Below are 1,610 nucleotides of genomic sequence, written 5' to 3'. Positions count from 1 at the left end.
CTGGTTTTGGCTGACTTGGGGCCTGAAGCAACACGCGTTTCGATCATACTTGCATTCTCTAATCCAGGGGCAAATTTAAAAGCGACTTTTAAAATGTCGAACACGCTTTTTGCTTTAATATTTGGGTTAAAATCATCGTTTGCTTCATGTTCTGCACCGACAGCTATGCGACCGCCATCAAAGCCGACAATATATTTGTTATTCGGTAACATAACTACAGGCCAATCTCCAGTCTGTTCTTCTGGCATGCTTAAATATATGATTTGCGTTTTCGTTGAGGTGACTGGAAATTCGACACCACATGTTTGTAATAGTTGCTGTGCCCATGCTCCGTTTGTCGCGATAATTTGTTCAGGGTGATACGTTTCGCCGCTAACGGTTACGCACTTTCCATCCGCTTCTAGTTGTGCATAGCCTTTGATCACTTTTGCGCTGTAATGTTGAGCACCTTGCACAAGCGCTTGACGTAAAGTAGCGCCATTAACACGACCACCGCCACTAATTTTGACCGCGCCCATTATGTCAGACATAACAGGGACGGCATTGGAGACTTGTTGATCAGTAAGTTGTGTAACTTGTCCGATCTCTGGTGCTTCTTCACGTCTAGCTTCGACGTCTTCCACCATTTTAGCTAATTTGTCATCACTTTTATGTAAATGTAACGAACTGACTTGAGCATAGCTCGTTTCTGTTATACCGATTTCGTTCAATTGATTTATGATGTCACGATAATAGGCAGCACCATGCTTAATGACGTCATATAAAGACTCGTTTCTTTTTTGTGAAAGCCACGGACTAATAATGCCAGCTGCTGCACGCGTTGCTTCGCCATTATTTTCGTTGTCAACTAACGTCACATCACGCCCAGCTTTTGCTAAATGATAAGCAGTGGATGCCCCTAAAATACCAGCGCCAATTACGAGATATTGTGTCAAAAATGATTCTCCTTTAATTACATCATCGTGCTTTTAGTGTAGCAGTTTGCACCCACTTCGAGAAGTGATTATGTTAAAATGAAACTATTCGAAACAGTCTAGAAAGGAACTTCTATATGAGTGAGATACAAGATTACGGACGGCTTCGAGACAATAAGCCGTTTATTTTTGTTTGGCTGGCCGGGATTTGTGCGATGCTTGGGTTTGCGATGCTATTTTTAACAACGTCGTGGTATGTAATTGATGAATTAGAACGTCCAGCATTAGTTGGGCTCGTGTTAGTGATGATTACGGTCCCACGAGTTATTATGATGGTTTTCGGTGGGGTTGTTGCTGACAGGTTCAAAAAATCGAAAATCATGTTCACAACTAATTTACTACAAACGCTACTGATTTCGACGATGGCTTATTTAGTAACACAAGATCAATTAGGTGTAGCAGCTTTAGTTATCATTACGTTTTTATTCGGATTCTTTGACGCTTTCTTTTATCCTGCTGTCACAGCACTTATTCCGATTTTAGTCGGGCGTGAAAATATACAACGGGCAAACTCGCTTTTCCACGGATCGATTGAATTGATGTTTATGTTCGGTCCAGTTATCGCCGGTATATTACTTACGGTATCAACCTTTGGAACGACGATGACTGTTGCGGCTATATTCGTTTCATTGTCAG

Annotated in this window: 2 protein-coding genes; one reads left to right on the top strand and one right to left on the bottom strand. The window is 41.7% G+C overall.

Annotated elements, in window-relative coordinates; all coding sequences use genetic code 11:
- Positions 1-935, bottom strand: a 935-nt coding sequence (locus tag A194_RS0116220; protein ID WP_017187826.1) for an NAD(P)/FAD-dependent oxidoreductase, incomplete at its 3' end; no start/stop codon positions are given.
- Positions 936-1,051: 116 nt separating this feature from the next.
- Here A194_RS0116220 and A194_RS0116215 point away from each other — a divergent pair.
- Positions 1,052-1,610, top strand: a 559-nt coding sequence (locus A194_RS0116215; protein WP_017187825.1) for an MFS transporter, incomplete at its 3' end; no start/stop codon positions are given.

This window comes from Alkalibacillus haloalkaliphilus C5 (assembly GCF_000269905.1).
Classification (GTDB): Bacteria; Bacillota; Bacilli; order Bacillales; family Alkalibacillaceae; genus Alkalibacillus; species Alkalibacillus haloalkaliphilus_A.
The sequence above is the reverse complement of the archived record's forward strand: the minus strand, read 5'-3'. Positions and strand labels throughout refer to the sequence as shown.